The 16,168-nt window shown below is 45.2% G+C and carries 20 protein-coding genes; 2 read left to right on the top strand and 18 right to left on the bottom strand.

The features are described 5' to 3' along the window. Positions 1-27: 27 nt before the first annotated feature. The 7 genes from AC58P7_RS05510 to AC58P7_RS05480 form a co-directional block, all read right to left on the bottom strand. Positions 28-918: an ATP-binding protein gene (locus AC58P7_RS05510; RefSeq protein WP_497340917.1), complete on the bottom strand. Its 891-nt coding sequence runs from the start codon at positions 916-918 to the stop codon at positions 28-30. A 75-nt stretch (positions 919-993) separates the two neighbouring features. Further along, entirely contained in the window at positions 994-1,161 is a 168-nt protein-coding gene (locus AC58P7_RS05505) for a hypothetical protein (protein ID WP_497340611.1), read from the bottom strand. Beyond that, positions 1,158-1,835 carry a hypothetical protein gene (locus AC58P7_RS05500; RefSeq protein WP_497340609.1) on the bottom strand — a complete coding sequence of 226 codons (678 nt, stop codon included), beginning with the start codon at positions 1,833-1,835 and terminating at the stop codon, positions 1,158-1,160. The genes AC58P7_RS05505 and AC58P7_RS05500 overlap by 4 nt, the downstream gene beginning before the upstream one ends. Before the next feature lie 46 nt (positions 1,836-1,881). Continuing rightward, the gene (locus AC58P7_RS05495) at positions 1,882-2,040 is read right to left on the bottom strand and encodes a hypothetical protein (RefSeq protein ID WP_497340607.1); all 159 of its coding nucleotides are present in this window, start codon (positions 2,038-2,040) and stop codon (positions 1,882-1,884) included. 219 nt (positions 2,041-2,259) lie between these two features. Next, on the bottom strand, positions 2,260-2,739 hold the full coding sequence (locus tag AC58P7_RS05490; RefSeq protein ID WP_497340605.1) for a hypothetical protein: 480 nt from the start codon (positions 2,737-2,739) through the stop codon (positions 2,260-2,262). A gap of 48 nt (positions 2,740-2,787) precedes the next feature. Continuing rightward, positions 2,788-3,423, bottom strand: coding sequence for a trimeric intracellular cation channel family protein (locus AC58P7_RS05485; RefSeq protein WP_497340603.1), 636 nt, complete (start codon positions 3,421-3,423; stop codon positions 2,788-2,790). A 16-nt stretch (positions 3,424-3,439) separates the two neighbouring features. Further along, on the bottom strand, positions 3,440-4,516 hold the full coding sequence (locus tag AC58P7_RS05480) for a Gfo/Idh/MocA family protein (RefSeq protein WP_497340601.1): 1,077 nt from the start codon (positions 4,514-4,516) through the stop codon (positions 3,440-3,442). A gap of 255 nt (positions 4,517-4,771) precedes the next feature. Here AC58P7_RS05480 and AC58P7_RS05475 point away from each other — a divergent pair, with 255 nt between their 5' ends. Next, positions 4,772-4,993, top strand: coding sequence for a hypothetical protein (locus AC58P7_RS05475; protein WP_056621044.1), 222 nt, complete (start codon positions 4,772-4,774; stop codon positions 4,991-4,993). Here AC58P7_RS05475 and kapB read toward each other — a convergent pair. Genes kapB through AC58P7_RS05460 form a run of 3 tightly spaced genes read right to left on the bottom strand, consistent with a single transcriptional unit; the run spans position 4,990 to position 6,239 of the window. Continuing rightward, positions 4,990-5,376 (bottom strand): kinase-associated lipoprotein KapB, encoded by a 387-nt coding sequence (kapB, locus tag AC58P7_RS05470; RefSeq protein ID WP_497340599.1) that lies wholly within the window; start codon positions 5,374-5,376, stop codon positions 4,990-4,992. The two genes, AC58P7_RS05475 and kapB, sit on opposite strands and share 4 nt — an antisense overlap. 14 nt (positions 5,377-5,390) lie before the next feature. Further along, on the bottom strand, positions 5,391-5,714 hold the full coding sequence (locus tag AC58P7_RS05465; protein WP_497340597.1) for a thioredoxin family protein: 324 nt from the start codon (positions 5,712-5,714) through the stop codon (positions 5,391-5,393). A 3-nt stretch (positions 5,715-5,717) separates the two neighbouring features. After that, complete coding sequence (locus tag AC58P7_RS05460) at positions 5,718-6,239, bottom strand: hypothetical protein (protein WP_497340595.1); 522 nt, start codon at positions 6,237-6,239, stop codon at positions 5,718-5,720. A 43-nt stretch (positions 6,240-6,282) separates the two neighbouring features. Here AC58P7_RS05460 and AC58P7_RS05455 point away from each other — a divergent pair, with 43 nt between their 5' ends. Continuing rightward, positions 6,283-6,534, top strand: coding sequence for a hypothetical protein (locus tag AC58P7_RS05455; RefSeq protein ID WP_497340593.1), 252 nt, complete (start codon positions 6,283-6,285; stop codon positions 6,532-6,534). A gap of 70 nt (positions 6,535-6,604) precedes the next feature. Here the strand turns inward: AC58P7_RS05455 and AC58P7_RS05450 are convergent, their stop codons facing one another. The 8 genes from AC58P7_RS05450 to AC58P7_RS05415 form a co-directional block, all read right to left on the bottom strand. Further along, on the bottom strand, positions 6,605-8,218 hold the full coding sequence (locus AC58P7_RS05450; RefSeq protein ID WP_497340591.1) for an ABC-F family ATP-binding cassette domain-containing protein: 1,614 nt from the start codon (positions 8,216-8,218) through the stop codon (positions 6,605-6,607). Positions 8,219-8,255: 37 nt separating this feature from the next. Then, positions 8,256-10,211, bottom strand: coding sequence for an ABC-F family ATP-binding cassette domain-containing protein (locus AC58P7_RS05445; RefSeq protein ID WP_497340589.1), 1,956 nt, complete (start codon positions 10,209-10,211; stop codon positions 8,256-8,258). Further along, on the bottom strand, positions 10,208-11,230 hold the full coding sequence (locus tag AC58P7_RS05440) for a M42 family metallopeptidase (RefSeq protein WP_497340587.1): 1,023 nt from the start codon (positions 11,228-11,230) through the stop codon (positions 10,208-10,210). Before AC58P7_RS05440 ends, AC58P7_RS05445 begins: the two co-directional genes overlap by 4 nt. A gap of 180 nt (positions 11,231-11,410) precedes the next feature. Then, the gene (locus AC58P7_RS05435; RefSeq protein WP_497240083.1) at positions 11,411-11,701 is read right to left on the bottom strand and encodes a Dabb family protein; all 291 of its coding nucleotides are present in this window, start codon (positions 11,699-11,701) and stop codon (positions 11,411-11,413) included. A 28-nt stretch (positions 11,702-11,729) separates the two neighbouring features. Further along, positions 11,730-13,286: an ABC-F family ATP-binding cassette domain-containing protein gene (locus tag AC58P7_RS05430; RefSeq protein ID WP_310223895.1), complete on the bottom strand. Its 1,557-nt coding sequence runs from the start codon at positions 13,284-13,286 to the stop codon at positions 11,730-11,732. A 105-nt stretch (positions 13,287-13,391) separates the two neighbouring features. Beyond that, a complete protein-coding gene (locus AC58P7_RS05425) occupies positions 13,392-14,939 on the bottom strand; it encodes a DUF6382 domain-containing protein (RefSeq protein ID WP_497340585.1) in 1,548 nt (515 codons plus the stop codon). A 14-nt stretch (positions 14,940-14,953) separates the two neighbouring features. Continuing rightward, positions 14,954-15,490, bottom strand: coding sequence for a prepilin peptidase (locus tag AC58P7_RS05420; RefSeq protein WP_497340584.1), 537 nt, complete (start codon positions 15,488-15,490; stop codon positions 14,954-14,956). Beyond that, complete coding sequence (locus tag AC58P7_RS05415; RefSeq protein ID WP_497340582.1) at positions 15,491-16,156, bottom strand: TadE/TadG family type IV pilus assembly protein; 666 nt, start codon at positions 16,154-16,156, stop codon at positions 15,491-15,493. It lies immediately after the preceding gene. Positions 16,157-16,168: the final 12 nt, after the last annotated feature.

Below are 16,168 nucleotides of genomic sequence, written 5' to 3'. Positions count from 1 at the left end.
CGGCTAAGGCTACCTACGAACATTGCATTATAATAACGTTTCAGCCGTATTCATCACAGCTGCACGTTCCCTTTCATCCTCTAGCTTATCCGCAATCGCGCGCGTAACTGCCCGCATAGGTGGGATATAAGCCGCCAAATCACACGCATCTAACAAGGCTCTGATGGATCCCGCTTCATCGGGCAGCTGCCCCATTTCAATCAGGGAAAGCAAGTCAGCAGAGAGCTGCACGAAGGTACTTAAGAGCTTCTCATCACGTAACACAGAGCGACTTTTTAATAACTGAAACAACAATTCACCTTGCAAATAAGGAACATCAATGGTGACAAAACGATTTTTCAGCGCTTCATTTAAAGGTACCGTGCCAACATATCCCTCGTTAATAGCAGCAACGACTCTAAAATTCGGATGAGCCGTAATGACTTCACCTGTAAAAGGATTCGTTATGGATCTCCGATGATCAAGCACGCCATTAATTAATGGCAAAGTTTCCGGTTTGGCCATGTTAATTTCATCAATATAGAGAAAATGTCCTTTGGTCATGGCTTTCATAATCGGCCCAGGGATAAAAACAATCTGACTTCGTCCCTGATCATCATGCGTTAATGTTTTAAAGCCTAGTAACGCCTCCGCATCCAAATCCGTGGAACAATTGACGCTATGCATCGGTTGATTGAAGACCGCTGAAACGTGCTCTGCTAGTTTCGTTTTACCAGAGCCTGTTGGCCCCTTTAACAGCACATTTTTGCCTAAAAAGAGTGAAAGAATCGCATCCGTGAGAAGCTCATCAGTTGGTGCTTCATACGCAGCGACTCCTATCAATTTACGATCTTCAGCTGTATGTACAGTCCGTTTGTTCTCTTCCAGACTTGTACGAATTTCAATTGGTAAGGCTTCTATCTTCAAAAAATCTGTCATCATCGCGTTGGTGATCCTCTCCTGATTGCATTATTCTCTAACTATTATCAGGAAAGCGCGAATTGTCAAGCCTCATCAAGTTAGCCAAGGCTCCTCAATGACAGCATGTGCGTAGAAAGCCATGGCTTCTCCGAGCAAGGGCAGCATGGTTTCGAAGGAAATTCGTTGTACAGCTGCGCCAAGCTGTACATACTCACATATTCTCGAGCTGCAGTAGGAACGAACCTTGTATTTATTACTCATTTGCTGCTATTAAATGTATATTGCACCATAGTATTGAACTCATGCAAGTACGTATCCATGCGTTTGTTTTTTCGCTGCTGCATGTCATAGTACATCATCCGATTTACGAAAAGCGCATTGGAAGAAATGAATATGTGCGACTCCGGATAAATACGCGTTAACACATGCCTGATCGCATTCATGCTCTCATTGGGTAACGGTTTGGCGGAGACCCAATCCATTTGAGCACCCATGCCCGAGCCGAACAAACCCGCTTCTGTTGCTGGATCGTTATACTTGCTTAATTGCTTTGAACGTTCATTAGTTCCCTTATCCTCGAAATCCCCCATATCCACAGCAACGTAAATATTTGTATCTGTCATTGCGATTGAAGTCGAGCCCAGATGTGCCTCTTGCATCACCTGATCTGCCAATTCACGATTCATAGAGAGATATGTATTACTATGTACGGAGCCATCACTTGCTTGTGTTTGCCCCCTTGTTGATTGTTCAATGTGCGTATCACTTGTACCAGTTTGCGTAACATTTTCCAACTTAGTTCCACTCGAATCTGATAAGCTGACACTTTGTATGGAAACTGCAGCTTTCTCACTTTTGTTAGAATTAACGGCTGAACACCCAGTCAAGCCGACGAGTGCAGCCGTCATGATGACTGACATTTTCACAGCTTTCATCGTCATTCCCCCTATTTCTCTATATCTGTGTATATCACACTTAAACTTACTTACTTGCTTGAAAACCATCCGCTTCTTTCGTGTACGCAATTAGCGCAATTTCGTACCCTAATTCCTCTTTCATACGAGATTCGAGATTGCGAAGATCCTGCATTAATTCCTCGTGACTACCTAAATTTGCAAAATGATACGATTCCATGCTCATGATTCAAGTACCCCCCTTTCTGACTCTCATTTGACGATAATGTTAATATGGTCAGATTCCCTTATTTTTACTAACAAAAATCTGAGAATCTTCAGCCTATAGGATTTGGCCATATTTACGTAAAAACTCCATAAAAGCTGCACTACCGCAGTTTTTATGGAGCAGGTATTGTGGTAACTCAATTGAGCGACCTTTATAGGAGTTAATTTCGATTCCAATCTACTCTTCCTTCTTGCGTGTCTCATCAATCTCTTCTAGGAGTTTGCGTACAGCTTCCGGATCAACGTTTCCTTGATCATGAAAAGCTCTCAGCTTTTGCATCAAATCGGCAGCAATCGCCTCATCTTCACTTTGCTCAGCTTCATGAGAAGGATCCCACCAAATATAGAAGCCTTCTGGCCCATTTCGCAAAAAGGAGGACTTCCAATGCTCGGGGTATGCGTACCCCTGCTCACCAAAAATCATGCCAAGCACATCATCACTCTCAATCGGCATTAAATAGTGAAAGGACTCCGGCTCTCCCGTATTCGTGAAATCTCGATGCATATACGCATAATGCAGATAGTGCTCACCTGTCTCGGTATCCTTAGAAACTTCGTACAGATCTAACTCCGTTTGGAGCAGTTCATTCACGGAAATCATACGCAATGCGATCGTTTCTGCAGAAATTTTCTGTTCTTTTGTTAAGGATGCTTCCAACTAACTCTCCTCCTATCTCAAAGCCGCTATCTAGCATGCTGAATGTGACTAAGAATCCGATCTCCGTTTGGATTCCACCAAAGAATCACGCAGGGATCGTTTCGGCAGCTTCCATTTATAGTTGACGGAGAACATGCGCAATATGACAATAAGTGCAAAAAGAATAGCTAACTGCCACGTGCCTTGAGACCACCCAAGTCCGACTAAAGCACCTGCGAGCATACCCCAAACGGCATAAATTTCATCTTTGAGCACGAGCGGCTTCCGACCTGCTAACACATCGCGAACCATACCTCCGCCAATCCCTGTTAGGACCGCCGCGACAATAATCGCGCTTAATGGGTGTCCCATATTCGTCGCATAAAGCGCCCCTTGGATGGCGAACGCCGCGAGACCAATCGCATCGAAAAAAGCTTCCCACGTTTTCCATAACCGTATGTACTTCACTGGCATAAAGAAAACAACCGTCATTGCAAACAGAGCGATTTGGAAATACATGCCTTGTTCCCACAGGAGCACGATCGGTTTCCCGATAAGCATATTGCGGATAATCCCTCCACCAAACGCAGTAACAAGCCCAAGTACATAGACACCTAAGATATCATATTCCTCTTCCATCGCAACGATCGCACCACTCACTGCGAAAGCAATCGTTCCAATGATACTAAATAACTCCCAGTTCACTTCTTGCAGCCCCTGTCTACTCGATGTCCCAGTTCAATTTCACTTCATCACCTGTTTGCGACGAACGGTAAATCGCATCTAGGATCAAATTATTCGTGTAGCCTGACATGACAGAAGTTATCGGCTGAGAACCGTTCACGATGCTGGATAAGAAATGCTGCACCATACGTGCACGCGGGTCATCATTGGCTGTAGGAGCAGATAGCTCCGTTTCAACGATACGATCAAATTTCTCTGCAAACAATTTTCCTTTCGCACCTTTCACATAAGCGCCGCCCTCTGTTCCAAGCAGCTGAACAACTGGCAAATTATCCGTTTCCAGTAATCCCGCCCAGCTGACATCCAGGGAAAGTGTAGCACCATTTTCAAACTTGATCAAAGCCGTGGCCAAATCCTCGACATCAAACTTCCCTTGCCAGTTGGGTGCTCCCCATGTTCCAATACCCTGCTTGCGCGGTCCAAACTCCGCATAAGTTGAACCATAAACGGAAACCGGCTTTGGATTCCCCATCAAATACAGGGTTAAATCTAACATATGTACACCAAGATCGATAAGGGGGCCTCCGCCTGATTTTTCCATTTGCGTAAACCATGTTCCCCAACCTGGAATCCCTTTACGTCGCAAATAGCTTGCTTTCGCATGATAAATATGACCGAGCGCACCTTTCTCGACCTGCTCCTTTACCGCAATGGACGCTGCTTCCCAACGCATTTGGTGAGGAATCATGAGGATCTTGCCTGCTTTGCGTTCTGCTTCTACAATTTGACGAGCGGAAGCTAGATCAATCGCCATCGGCTTTTCAAGCATAACATGCTTCCCTGCTTCTAAAGCTTGTACCGCAATTGGCGCATGCCACTCATTCGATACAGCAATCACAACTGCGTCAATGGAAGGATCCGCTAACAATTTATCTGAATTTGCATATACCTGTTCAATGTTGTGTTCTTTTGCTCTCGTTTCAGCAAGCGGTAAGTAAACATCCGTCACACCTGCAAGCTGAGCCCCTGGTATCGATTTGAAAGTCTCCATATGAACATTCCCGATGTTTCCAGCGCCAATAATTCCAATCCGAGTTGGTTTTGCTACTGTCATTTCTGTGACCCTCCAGAACCTGTTAGAATACAATCTTATCTATTATAAATGGGGTTAACTTCCCCCGCAACCACGAATCTTGCGCTCCAAAATTTATCTTATCGGAACTAGCCCTGTCGCGCTATTATTCACATATAATAAAATGCTAAAACTTTTTTAATAGTTGCACTCGAACATATCTAACATTTGAAATGTATCCTAAATAGTGTAAAGCAGCAATAAAGCAGCAGTTACAGTGTAAAGGAGGGCTTGAACATGCAAGCTAACACGATCCGCTTCAAAAATAAATCGATCCCTGTGATGAATTTTACTCATAAACGTTCCCAAATGGAGTTACTCTCGACTAAATTGAAGGAATACGAACTTCATTTTGAATTTCGCAGAAAATTAAAAATGATCTCGATGATCGAGATCATTGGTGATGTAGCTATTTTCAAATACAACGATGGCACTAAATTGTACCTAGAAGTTTCCTAATTGGACGGTGGAAAATATTCTTTATTCAGCTGATCAAGCTCCTGTAGAGAGCGTCGAGCCCATGCTTCCATGTCCGACAGCTTATCGATTTGAGCCAATAGCGCTCTCTTCAGAGATTCTTGGTAACCTGGTACGGCACCTGCATAAGGACGAATCGTCGCAATCGGCATTAACGCAATCTCTAGATGGGATAACGCCCGTCTTTGATGAAAAAAAGCTACGCTTGGATCCATCGGATTATGTAAATCTCCTTGTGTTGGGTGCTCCTTAACAGCTAGAATGCGAACAGCCGCCTTCATGCTTGAGGACAATTCAACAACCTCACCAAAATAAACCCCTGTTTTATACTCAGCGATAACGTGGTCTCCAATTTGAAAACTCATCGTATGATCAACTCCTATTCTTGTTTAACTAATAACATTAGCTTGCGATACAGCTCATCCACGGATTGCATCCGATATATAAATTGCTTATCTTTACCTGACTCAATGATTACAATACACGGAACACTTGCAATTTGCCATTCTTGACTGATTTGCGGCAGAAAATTAATATTGCATTTCACAATCGGCAAATTGGGCTTCATCGTCAGAATAATGTCCAACATGCGCTCTGTTACCTTACAAGTACCACATAGTGGTGTGTACATAAAGACAGCAAAAGGTCCTTCTCTTACTTGATTAACACGTACTAACAGGTCTTGCTGGGATAATTCTTGCATAACTCACAGTGCCCCTCTTTCATCCAACCATACCAAGCTTTCGAAGGCATAGTCAATTAGATCGGAGAAGTCATCCAAGTGGCTTTCATCAATTTTGCGGCCAAAGGAAAGCGTGATGAGATTACGGTATTCTTCCGGTTGTTCACCGTATAGATACGAAATCTGCTGTGTAATCCGAGGACGTTGCTCCCATATGGCGTTCAATTGCGCTTCAATGTTCGGACAATCTAATTCTGCATCGCTCACATGCGTGTGAAGCTTGATCAACAGGGTACAACCCGGCTTAGCCGTTGGATTTTCTAGAATTTCTGCTGCCAAATCGCTTAGATGAACATGGAGGTATATCTCAGCTTTATTTGGCAGGCCTACTTGTCTAGCAAATTCAATGGCAAATGTGCGAGACATCGAAGATAAGTCAATGAGATCTTCTCTTCGCGTAATGATGATTTTGCCTTCCAAATCCAAATCGTAGACGGCGCCTTCGAGTACAACTTTGATATTGTCATAGATCGTAGGATCAAACATCCCCACACACCTTCTTTCATCTTTTCTTTGATTCGATTATACTATGGTTATACCACGTAAAGAAGGTGTTCTTATGTCAGACAAGCCTCAAGACCAGCAGGCCGACCAGGTCGAGCCACAAGGTGTCAAAAAAGTCAGCTTAGCCGATGCAATTAAAGCAAAACTAGCTCAGAAGCAAGCGGATCAAGCCGCAGCGCGTGCCAACCCCAAAGCAGCTGGAAATAGTAATCAAACTGCGAAAAGCCAAATGACCAAAAAAGTAAATAATCAACGCCGTCGCACTGGCGGCAGCTAGACAACACTTTGTGTAGCTAAAAGCGCCCTGAGAGTAAGACGTCAGGGCGCTTTTTACATTTATGCTATGCTTACGCGTATTGAATTTCGCGTTGTTTTTTCACATCTTCGCTTTCTAGGTACTCATCATACGTCAGCATTTTGTCGATGATACCTTTCGGTGTCAACTCCATGACGCGATTCGCAATCGTTTGAATGAACTGATGGTCATGGGAGACGAACAACATCGTACAGTCGGAATCTACAAGGCCATTGTTAAGCGCTGTGATGGATTCCAAATCCAAGTGGTTCGTTGGCTCATCAAGAATAAGCACATTCGCACCGCTCAACATCATTTTGGAGAACATGCAGCGTACTTTTTCTCCTCCGGAAAGGACATTCGCTTTCTTCAGCGCTTCCTCACCTGAGAACAACATGCGTCCTAGGAATCCGCGAAGGAATGACTCATCCGGATCTTTGGAGTATTGACGCAGCCAATCCACTAGCGTTAATTCGGAATTAAAGTAATCTTGGCTGTCTTTTGGGAAATACGCCTGCGATGTCGTTACGCCCCATGAGAACGTGCCACTGTCTGCTTCCATTTCGCCCATCAAAATTTTGAAAAGCGTCGTTTTGGCAATACCGTCTGGACCCACGAAAGCGACTTTATCCCCTTTGTTCAAGGTGAACGAAACATTATTCAATACTTGAACGCCGTCAATTGTTTTGGAAAGCTGCTCAACGGCAAGCAATTGCTTACCAGCTTCACGCTCACCTTTGAAGTGAATGAATGGATATTTACGGCTGGAAGGACGAATATCTTCAAGCGTAAGCTTCTCCAATTGTTTTTTACGGGAAGTCGCTTGTTTGGATTTGGACGCATTCGCACTAAATCGAGCGATAAAGGCTTCCAACTCTTTGCGTTTTTCTTCGGTTTTCTTATTCGCATCACGTGCTAAACGAAGTGCCAATTGACTGGACTCGTACCACCAATCGTAGTTACCCACGTACATTTGGATTTTACCAAAGTCGATATCGGCGATATGTGTACATACTTGGTTCAAGAAGTGACGGTCATGTGATACCACGATAACAGTGCCTTCGAAACGGGACAAGAAATGCTCCAGCCAGCGAATGGACTCTAAGTTCAAATGGTTGGTAGGCTCATCGAGTAGGAGAATGTTCGGATTACCGAAAAGCGCTTGTGCCAAGAGCACACGTACTTTCTCGTTACCGTCTAAATCTTTCATTTTGGTGTCATGCAGGGACGTCGGGATTCCGAGACCGATCAAAAGCTCAGCTGCGTCAGATTCTGCTTGCCAGCCGTCTAGATCTTGGAATTCGCCTTCAAGCTCAGCTGCTCTCATGCCATCTTCTTCGGAGAAATCAGCTTTTGCGTACAAAGCATCCTTCTCTTCCATGATTTTGAACAGGCGCGCGTGACCCATAACAACGGTTTTCAAAACTTCGATTTCATCAAACTCGTAATGGTTTTGTTTGAGGACAGCCATTCGCTCTCCTGGCGTGATATTGACCTCACCTGTGTTCGGCTCGATCTCACCGGAAAGAATTTTGAGAAAAGTCGATTTACCTGCACCATTCGCTCCGATCAATCCGTAGCAATTTCCTGGTGTGAATTTAATATTGGCGTCTTCGAATAGGGCTCTCTTGCCGTAACGAAGCGTCACGTTATTTACACTAATCATGGGGTCTATATACCTACCTTTATTATATTTTCTTCTATCATAACTTATTTCGTTCTATTTCTTCTACTAACTCCGATAAATAAGTCCATCTTTCCATGGCTGCTTCGAGCTCAGCTGCGTTTTGTTGCTCTTGTTCATAGAGATCACGAGCAAGATCAAAGTTACTTCCTGAGGCTTCGATTTGCTTTTTCAAGCTATCGGCTTTGTCTTCTAGCGTAGCGATAGTGTTCTCGATTTCGTCCCATTCCTTCTGTTCTTTGAACGTCAGTTTCTTGGGGCGATTCGTTGCTGCAGCCGAGCTTGCATTGGAAGAGTTAGAAGCCGTGCTGTTGCTAGCTGTTTTCGAGCTCGCTTGGCGAACGATTTCTTTCCTCGCTTGCTCCGCCTCTTCTTCTTCACGCTTATCTTCCAAGTAATCGGAATACGTACCGATAAACGGCTCGATCCCACCATTACCGTCAAAAGCAAACAGGTGAGAAACGGTTCGATCCAAAAAGTATCGATCATGGGAAACCGTTATGACAGCCCCTGAGAATTGATCCAGATAATCTTCCAGTATCGTCAAAGTTTGGATGTCCAAGTCATTCGTCGGCTCATCGAGAAGCAAAACGTTTGGCTCACCCATCAAGGTACGTAACAGATAGAGTCTTCGGCGCTCTCCTCCAGAAAGCTTGCCAATTGGCGACCATTGCAGGTTAGGAGAAAATAAGAAGCGCTCTAGCATCTGTGCGGCCGAAATGGTTTCACCATCCGACGTGCGAATCTGCTCCGCAGCTTCTTTGATATATTCGATCACGCGCATTTTCTCATCCATCGCGACGTTCTCTTGTGTGTAGTAGGCCAGCTTCACCGTCGTACCGGTCTCAATCGTGCCGCTGTCGGGCTGGATGCGCCCAGCGAGCATGTTAAGCAGCGTCGATTTGCCGCTGCCATTCGGACCGATGATGCCGAGACGATCCTTCGGCATCACGATGTAGCTGAAGCCGCTGAGCAGCGGCTTGCCGCCAGGGAAGGCCTTGGTGATGGTGTCTAGCTCCATCACCTTCTTGCCAAGGCGGCTGCCCGCCAGCGCCATGTCGAGTTTGTCAGCGGGACCGTCCACTTTGCGGTCCCGAAGATCCTCGGCGCGGTTGATACGCGCCTTCTGTTTCGTCGTGCGCGCCTTCGCGCCGCGACGGAGCCAGGCCAGCTCGCGGCGGAGGAGATTCTGCCGCTTATCTTCACTAGCGGCTTCGGAATCCATCCGCTCTGCCTTTTTCTCGAGGAACCACTCGTAGTTCCCCTCGTAGCTATAGATCTTGCCCCGGTCCAGCTCGAGAATGCGGGTAGTGACCCGCTCTAGGAAGTACCGGTCATGGGTAACGAGCAGCAAAGCCCCGCGCCACTTGCTGAGGAACTCCTCGAGCCAGATGGCCGTCTCGTTATCAATATGGTTCGTCGGCTCATCGAGGATGAGCAGATCGGCTGGTTGAATGAGAACGCGCGCCATAGCGACGCGTTTGCGCTGACCGCCGGACAGCAGGCCGACGGGCTTGTCGAACTCGCTGATGCCGAGCTTCATCAGCACGGTTTTGGCCAAGGTGCTGGCTTCCCAAGCACCTTGCTCATCCATGCGCGCCTGCGCACTAAATAGGCGCGCTTGTTTCTTCTCGCTTGCGGCGTCCAGCTCCAGCTCCGCAAGTGCCAGCTCATAGTCGCGCAGCGTCTTCATGAGCGGCGAATCGCCGTGGAATACTTGCTCAAGCACCGTAGAGTTCGGATCGAACTCTGGGTTTTGCGGCAAGTATTCCACGCGGAAATGGTTCGCGTGCACGAGCTTGCCGCGATCCGGAGCTTCCAGACCCGCTAGCATCTTCAGCAGCGTGGACTTGCCTGTGCCGTTCACGCCGATGAGGCCGATACGCTGCTTCTCGTTCAAGGTGAACGAGATATCATCGAAGAGTACCTTGTCGCCGTATGTTTTGGTGATATCGACCGCGCTTAGAATATTCATCCTTGCACCGGCTCCATGATGTACGCGGCAAGAAGGGCTGCCGTGTTCACTACAGCATCCATATGCGTACGCTCCATGCTATGTGACGCATGAACACCAGGCCCAACTAGCGCTGCACGAATATCGCGGCCGCCTCTAAGAGCAGCCGATGCATCCGAGCCATAGCGCGGATATATGTCCACCGCATAGCCGATTTCGAGCTTCTCGGCATGCTCAATCATTTTCGACGTCATCGCATAGTCATAAGGACCTGACGAATCCTTGGCACAAATCGAAACGTCGCGCTCACTTCCGCTCAAATCATCACCGAGTGCCCCCATATCGACGGCGATAAAATCGGTAATATCCTCAGGAATAAAGGCAGATCCGTGACCAACCTCTTCATAATTGGAGAAGAACAGCTTGATTGTGTAAAGAGGCTGTAACCCTTGCTCCTTCATTAGCTTAAGAAGTCCAAATAAGGATGCTACGCTAGCTTTATCATCCAAATGACGTGATTTCACATAGCCATTTTCTTTCACTTGAACTCTCGGATCGAAAGAGATGAAATCACCAACTCGGATGCCGAGTGCTTGCACATCTTTTTTGGAGGAGACAAGCTCATCAATACGAACTTCCATATTCGCTTCATCGCGTTTATACTCTCTTGCGTCCTCGTATACATGCACAGAAGGTCTCGAAGTCAGAATCGTACCATCATAGACACGTTCATCACGCGTATGAATTTGCACGTATTCATTCTCGATAGCGCCCATCATAAACCCGCCGAGTGACGTGATTTTCAACGTGCCATTCTCTTTAATGGAACGTACCATCGCACCGAGCGTATCCACATGCGCAGAGATGCCAATTACGCGATCAGAACTTGTACCAGGAACGGTAACGATACCGCAGCCTTTATTCGTATAAGAAAGCTCGAAGCCAAGCTTACTCACTTCTAGCTCTACTTTTTGCATAATGTGATGCGTATACCCTGTCGGACTAGGAGTCCGCAAGAGCATTTCAAGAACTTCTGTCATGTAAGCTCTATTTAATTTGGACTTCAATTGGATTCCTCTCCCATGTCTATGTAAGTATAGTTTTGCGCTAAACACACAAAAAACAGTGCAGCCTAAGAATTTTGGCGGGGTACCTGACAACGTCAAGAACGAGCCTCTTCTAAGGATACTACACTGTTCTTCTATGTTTTTCAAACTGGATTAGCTTACAAAATCAACGCAGATGGACGTTCCGTCCAATACTGTTTTCATATGCGCTTTGACTTCTTCGTGCACAGGATGTGTATCGTAAACCTTCAAATCGTCCAGAGAATCAAATTTCGTTATGAGTGCAATATCGTAAGAACGCTCGAGATGTAGAATGTCAGTCCCAACCTCAATGTGCCTTAAAACTGGGATTTTACCTTCCATGTTCGTAAGAACAGCTTTGGTTACTTCCACCGCTTCAGGACTGCGATCTTTGAGCTTAAAAAACACAACGTGCGTTAACATCGTGATCTCCTCCGATTTGTTTAATTGTTTAATTCGTTACTTTGGCGGACCATTCTTCAACGTCCCACACACGTGTTACCCAGCCTTCATAGAATTCAGGCTCATGGCAAACAAGAAGGACTGTTCCTTTGTACTCTTTCAAGGCACGCTGAAGCTCTTCTTTGGCTACGACGTCCAAATGGTTCGTAGGCTCATCGAATAACAACCAGTTGCTTTCTTGCATGAGCAGTTTGCATAGACGAACTTTCGCTTGCTCGCCACCACTTAACATGCTCATCGCACGGGTGATGTGTTCATTCTTGAGACCTACTCGTGCGAGTGCTCCTCTGACTTCGTTCTGTGTCATGGAAGAGAATGAATTCCATACATCATCTATCGGTGTCATACTTGGCGCTTTGACTTCTTGTTCAAAGTAAGCAGGACTCAAATAATCGCCGCGATACGTTTTCCCGCTGAAAGGCTCGATTTTGCCCAAAATCGTCTTCAATAACGTTGATTTACCAACTCCATTGCAGCCAACAATGGCAATTTTCTCCCCACGTTCAATCGTCACATTCATCCTCGGAAGCAAGGCACGATCATAGCCGATCTCCAAATCTTGCGCCTCAAATACGATTCTACCACTTGAACGCGATTCTTTGAATACGAATGTAGGTTTCATAGCCGTTTCTGGACGTTCAATGCGGTCAATTCTATCCAACTGCTTCTCCCGGCTCTTCGCGCGGGTTGAAGTTGACGCCCGCGCTTTGTTGCGAGCGATGAAATCTTCCTGTTTCTTGATGTACTCCTGTTGCTTCTCATAAGCGTCGATGTGCTGCGCCTTGTTCATTTCAGCCATATCAAGGAATTTCTCATAGTTCGCAGTGTATCTCGTCAATTTGGAAAACTCCAAATGATAGACAACATTAACGACTTCGTTCATGAATTCCGTATCATGTGAAATCAACATAAAGGCATAGGGATAATCTTTCAGGTACATTTTCAACCATTCAATGTGTTCCACATCCAAATAGTTGGTAGGCTCATCGAGTAGTAGGACAGTTGGCTTTTCCAATAGAAGCTTAGCCAATAGAACTTTCGTCCGTTGTCCACCGCTAAGTGAAGTTACATCACGATCTAACCCAATCGCATTCAAACCGAGGCCGTTGCCCATCTCCTCAATCTTCACATCTAGCAAATAGAAATCACCGATTTCCAAACGTTCTTGAATTTCGCCCATTTCCTCCAGCAGGACTTCAAGTTCTTCTGGTGTGGCGTCGCCCATTTTATCGGTAATCGCCATCATTCTTTTTTCCTCTTCATACAAAGGCAGGAACGCATCACGCAAAATATCCCGAATGGTTCTACCCGCTGCCAGCACGGAATGCTGATCCAAATAGCCATAGTGGACTCTCGGTGTCCATTCTACTTTTCCTGTATCTTTCAAAAGCTTGCCAGTTAATATATTCATCAACGTGGATTTCCCCACGCCATTCGCTCCAACGATACCTACGCGTTCACCAGCGAGTAAGCGAAACGATACATTTTTGAATAATGTACGGTCGCCAAAGCTGTGGCTTAAATCTTCAATTGTTAAGAGACTCATTTTGTAAAACCAAACCCCTGTCTTGTTCTAAGATAATCACGTATTTTACTCGCGACTTCTTATTATACCACTGCTCACGGCAGACAGGAAGTAGAACTATTTGTATTAGAGTCGAAATGTCATTTCATGTCGAATTATTCGCATAATGTCCCCGTCTTTTAGTGGATAGGCTTGATAGGTGATCATGGGCTGATCATTCAAATACGTACCGTTAGTAGAGCCAGCATCCCGAAGCTGGTAACCATTGCTAGTCTGAATAATTTCTGCATGGATTCTGGAAACACCAGCTTCTTCCAACACATAGTCAACCTTGCTGTTCGTATCACTTCTGCCGATTGTGAATAGTTGATTATTGATGGGAACCGTTTGGCTTCCGCCATCTACTTGAAATTCCAATCGGGGGCCAAGCGGCTGTTGTTTTGCAGATTTCCCTAGGAGTACAGTCGCATTTGGTTTTGAAGGGTGGAGCAGTGTTGTATGCATCGGCAGATTCTGATAGTAATGTTGCATATCCAATGGATCCGCTGCCGAGAAGGAAGAACTTGAGGCGGTGTACTCGGGATGAAGTGTTGCGATTTCGATTGGCGTTTCTTTCTCTTTCACTGCTATTGCTCTCGAGAATTTTGGCCGGCCGATACACAACAGAATAAAGCCCACATCTCCCAGCAGTAATGTGATTCCAGCGTTAAGACGGAGCGAGTTTGTTGTTGGGTATGTCAAATAATGCTGCCATAGAAAGGCAGTGAGTATAAGAATGAACGCTATTGTCATCCATCGTGCTCGCTGATTAAGGAGGATGAACGAAAGGGGGAATTTGCTATTAGGGGAATTTACTGGCGTTTGTAGGACATTTTCTTTCATTTGCTTTTGATGAGGTATAGCCAAGTTGGGAATACTAGGATGTAATTGCTTATTTTCTTCCCGCTTCCAATGCGCTTTAGGTAATCCTTGTTCTTGCGATGAGTTTACATTAGGTTCCGATTGCTCATTGATACCTAGAAGAGTTTGATTGATTTCAGATTGATCTTGATTCGGAATGATTTTAGCTGAAATTGAATATTGCTCTAGAATAGGCTCATCCATAAGTGTTAATAATGCTTCCTTATACCTATCTAGGCTCTTCATCCCCACATTCGAAGAGATCCAAGCTTGTAGGTGATCCTGCTCCACTGCCCCAATATGCACCATAAGCTTACAGAGGAGCGAATCGATAGAAAGACAGATGTCATCTCCTTCATGCTGCATGTCTAGCGGAACATACGTCAGATAAACATCCGACCAATCTTGTCCGATGAAAATGAAATTATCCTTTAACACGTAATTCATTTCAGCAAGCATGTAATTTCTGCTCTCTTCGAGTGTACACACAATTGCGTACATCAGCTTGGCTAACTGATGAATAGAGATTGCCTCCACCTTCAGAACATGGGACAGCATACGTTTGGAAGACAACCTATATTGCAGACGAAGTCGAGAATCCACCTCATAAATATCTAGCGGCAGCAGCCTCGGCACTTGATTCGCTTCCAACATCCGTACCTGCAAAGAGGAAAGTTCACTGGCTTGCAGTCCCCCTTCTTTATACAACTCCATATAGTGTCCGTGTCGATATGTAAACTCATAACGAAGTCCAAATACTTCTTGCGTTAACAAACAATCACCTCATCTCAAAACAAAGAATAGTAGCAAGCGGCAACCACACCAGGTAAAACTGCGTACATAAAGGGAAATTTGATGTTTTTTTGATGTTTAATCTCGCGTAATGTTTCAATCTTGTTGTAGGCAATAATAGCGATAAGCCATCCAGTAAATTTATAACCGACAGCTCTAACTTGTTTCTGAATAAGTATTAGGAAAAGTCCAATGAACCCTGCAAATAAAATGGCATACATAAGTGTTTGAATTACAAAAGTAACGCCCATCATTGCTCCGATAGCTGCAAAAAGCTTCACATCCCCTGCACCTAAAGCGCCTAGTAGATACAACAAAAATAGGATTAGAAAGCCAGTTAATGCACCAAGAAGGGAGAACTCTAATCCGCGCCACCCCTGTGTCCAAGTGTGAAACAATATACCGAGTATTGTTCCACACATCGTCAGCTTATTGGGCAGCTTTGAGTGACGAACATCAATAACAAACGCTATTGAAATAAAAATGATAAATAGGCCTTGAATCCATAAAATGATGTTTGCTCCTCCTTTCAACTATGCCCCTACCCAAGACCGTTCATAGGCTCTTTTTTTCAAAACGATCGTTTGACTCATAAAAGGGATCGGGAGCTTATAGGTCAATTGCGCTTCGATCCCAAAGAATGCCTCACCGCCTTGTTCCATACTCGGTAACGCCACGGAGATGACTTTAAAGTTCCCCTTATCCACGATAGATGTATCACAAAACACTAGAACAATAGATGTAAAAGCCGCTAGCATGCGCGGTTTCACCTGTGTTTCATATAGACCATTCAGCTCGTCTTGCGTCATACCTTCACCCAGCTCACGCTTCTCTTTTTCCCAACGTACGAGTTCCAAAAGAGAATCTGGTATGTAGGATGCGTACTCATCTGCATAATCCTCCGCGCTTGTCACATGGTTTCGCGCTGATTGGACATGATCAACTGCAGCATTTAACATGTCCGCAGCACGGCTTTGATCATATTTTGATCGGGCTTCTTGGACCAGAATTCGAACGGGATAAAGTTGACCCGCTATCGACTTTGTAGCCTCAGAAACACCTGACTGCACCGCCATTTCGACGAGGGCAATTTGAATGAAAAGCACAAGTCCTACAACAAAAGCTAGAAACAAAGGCAAGATGAGCGAAGCTTCAAGGACAATACCACCTTCTTGCCCTTTGTACAATTTTCGAAGCAACTTCATTTCTCC

The sequence above is a fragment of the Paenibacillus sp. J22FR5 genome (assembly GCF_059691975.1).
The sequence above is the reverse complement of the archived record's forward strand: the minus strand, read 5'-3'. Positions and strand labels throughout refer to the sequence as shown.

Bases quoted from the DNA above. Each gene is read 5' to 3' on its own strand.
- AC58P7_RS05475 (WP_056621044.1), top strand. From the start codon at position 4,772: ATGCAAGCTAACACGATCCGCTTCAAAAATAAATCGATCCCTGTGATG.
- AC58P7_RS05430 (WP_310223895.1), bottom strand. From the start codon at position 13,286: ATGAGTCTCTTAACAATTGAAGATTTAAGCCACAGCTTTGGCGACCGT.
- AC58P7_RS05440 (WP_497340587.1), bottom strand. From the start codon at position 11,230: ATGACAGAAGTTCTTGAAATGCTCTTGCGGACTCCTAGTCCGACAGGG.
- AC58P7_RS05505 (WP_497340611.1), bottom strand. From the start codon at position 1,161: ATGAGTAATAAATACAAGGTTCGTTCCTACTGCAGCTCGAGAATATGT.
- AC58P7_RS05510 (WP_497340917.1), bottom strand. From the start codon at position 918: ATGACAGATTTTTTGAAGATAGAAGCCTTACCAATTGAAATTCGTACA.
- AC58P7_RS05480 (WP_497340601.1), bottom strand. From the start codon at position 4,516: ATGACAGTAGCAAAACCAACTCGGATTGGAATTATTGGCGCTGGAAAC.
- AC58P7_RS05460 (WP_497340595.1), bottom strand. From the start codon at position 6,239: ATGTTTGATCCTACGATCTATGACAATATCAAAGTTGTACTCGAAGGC.
- AC58P7_RS05465 (WP_497340597.1), bottom strand. From the start codon at position 5,714: ATGCAAGAATTATCCCAGCAAGACCTGTTAGTACGTGTTAATCAAGTA.
- AC58P7_RS05500 (WP_497340609.1), bottom strand. From the start codon at position 1,835: ATGAAAGCTGTGAAAATGTCAGTCATCATGACGGCTGCACTCGTCGGC.
- AC58P7_RS05450 (WP_497340591.1), bottom strand. From the start codon at position 8,218: ATGATTAGTGTAAATAACGTGACGCTTCGTTACGGCAAGAGAGCCCTA.
- AC58P7_RS05445 (WP_497340589.1), bottom strand. From the start codon at position 10,211: ATGAATATTCTAAGCGCGGTCGATATCACCAAAACATACGGCGACAAG.
- kapB (WP_497340599.1), bottom strand. From the start codon at position 5,376: ATGAGTTTTCAAATTGGAGACCACGTTATCGCTGAGTATAAAACAGGG.
- AC58P7_RS05455 (WP_497340593.1), top strand. From the start codon at position 6,283: ATGGTTATACCACGTAAAGAAGGTGTTCTTATGTCAGACAAGCCTCAA.
- AC58P7_RS05495 (WP_497340607.1), bottom strand. From the start codon at position 2,040: ATGAGCATGGAATCGTATCATTTTGCAAATTTAGGTAGTCACGAGGAA.
- AC58P7_RS05435 (WP_497240083.1), bottom strand. From the start codon at position 11,701: ATGTTAACGCACGTTGTGTTTTTTAAGCTCAAAGATCGCAGTCCTGAA.